This window comes from Halalkalibacter wakoensis JCM 9140, assembly GCF_000513095.1.
GTDB lineage: Bacteria > Bacillota > Bacilli > Bacillales > Bacillaceae_D > Halalkalibacter > Halalkalibacter wakoensis.
Genome location: NZ_BAUT01000156.1, coordinates 1 through 1612 on the forward strand (window position 1 = coordinate 1; position 1612 = coordinate 1612).

Sequence of the window (1612 nt, forward strand, 5' to 3'; positions counted from 1 at the left end):
AGTCAACCATGTATCGCAAAAACAGCTATACACCACAGAGGATGAAAATTGTTTTAGTCTGGCTATACTGATGCTACGGCTGGATGAGGAAGGTCGAGACTCCATGGTGCGTGAGAGCCCTACCCGCAGTCTGACTCCTTCGACCACGGTGCACCACTGATTGTTGCTCCCTTTATGGGAAGCACTTATGGTAGATTAACCCTTTTCTGGTTGTTGCACCAGCCTCTAATTCTATCTGCCGTAGAAAGGATGTTTTCAATGGATGTAATCATTGAAAGAGCTTGTGGTTTGGATGTTCATAAGGACAACATTACTGCATGTATTATCACCCCTGATGAAAAGGAGATTAAAACTTTTTCGACTAAAACGGTGTTCTTAATCGAGTTGGTGGACTGGATTAAGAAACATAACTGCACCCATGTGGCAATGGAAAGTACGAGTGTCTACTGGAAGCCCATTGTTAACTTGTTAGAAGCGGAAGATATTGAGTTTCTTGTTGTGAATGCCCAACATATGAAAGCTGTTCCCGGACGTAAAACTGATGTAAAAGATGCTGAATGGATAGCCAAGCTTCTTCGTCATGGCTTGCTTAAAGCCAGTTATATTCCTGACCGTAACCAACGAGAATTACGTGAACTTGTTCGTTATAGACGAAGCATCATTGAAGAACGTGCTAGACAATATAATCGAATACAGAAAGTCTTAGAAGGAGCCAATATTAAACTTGGTTCTGTTGTTTCAGATATCATGGGAGTCTCATCTCGTGATATGCTTCAGTCTATCGCTAATGGAAATGATGATCTTGAAATGTTATCAAACTTTGCAAGAGGAAGAATGAAAAACAAAAAAGATGAACTCAAACTTGCCCTTCAAGGCTACATACAAGATCATCAACGATTCATGATCAAGACTATTCTGGATCATATTGACTTCCTTACTGAACAAATCAATCAGTTAGACGAGGAAATAGCTAAACGAATGAGTACCTTTCAGGAAGATATAGATCGTTTGGATTCTATTCCTGGTATAGCGAGACGGATGGCTGAACAAATGCTTGCAGAACTAGGAACAAATATCAAAGAACAATTTCCTAGTGCACCTCAAATGTGTTCATGGGCAGGATTAGTTCCTGGAAATAACGAAAGTGCCGGAAAACGTAAATCTTCTAAAACTAGAAATGGAAACAAATATTTAAAATCCGCATTAATTGAAACAGCTCATTCAGTCCGAGGTTCGAAGAACTATCTTGGAGCACTTTATCGCCGTATCGCTGCACGCAAAGGGAAAAAGCGAGCAGCCGTTGTTGTTGCACATGCCATTTTACGAATCTCCTACTACCTATTAACTCGTAAGGAAATGTATATAGACTTAGGAGAAGATTACTTTGATAAGCAAAGACAACAATCGATTGTTAGACATTCACTTCGAAGACTTGAAAGTCTAGGTTACACAGTAACAATAACGGAACCAAAAGCGTCTTAGACTATTCCACCATATCAATATTTCACATGATATTAGCGCTCCTCCTCTTCAAAAAAATTGAATGAGCTGCGTCTTATTAAGCATTGCCATTTTTACCAAGTTTCAGAAGTTTATTTTCATGGTAGGAGTC

Annotated in this window: 1 protein-coding gene; it reads left to right on the plus strand. The window is 39.5% G+C overall.

Annotated features, from left to right (window positions below):
- Positions 1–258: 258 nt before the first annotated feature.
- Complete coding sequence (locus tag JCM9140_RS21905; protein ID WP_034751799.1) at positions 259–1482, plus strand: IS110 family RNA-guided transposase; 1224 nt, start codon at positions 259–261, stop codon at positions 1480–1482.
- Positions 1483–1612 lie beyond the last annotated feature (130 nt).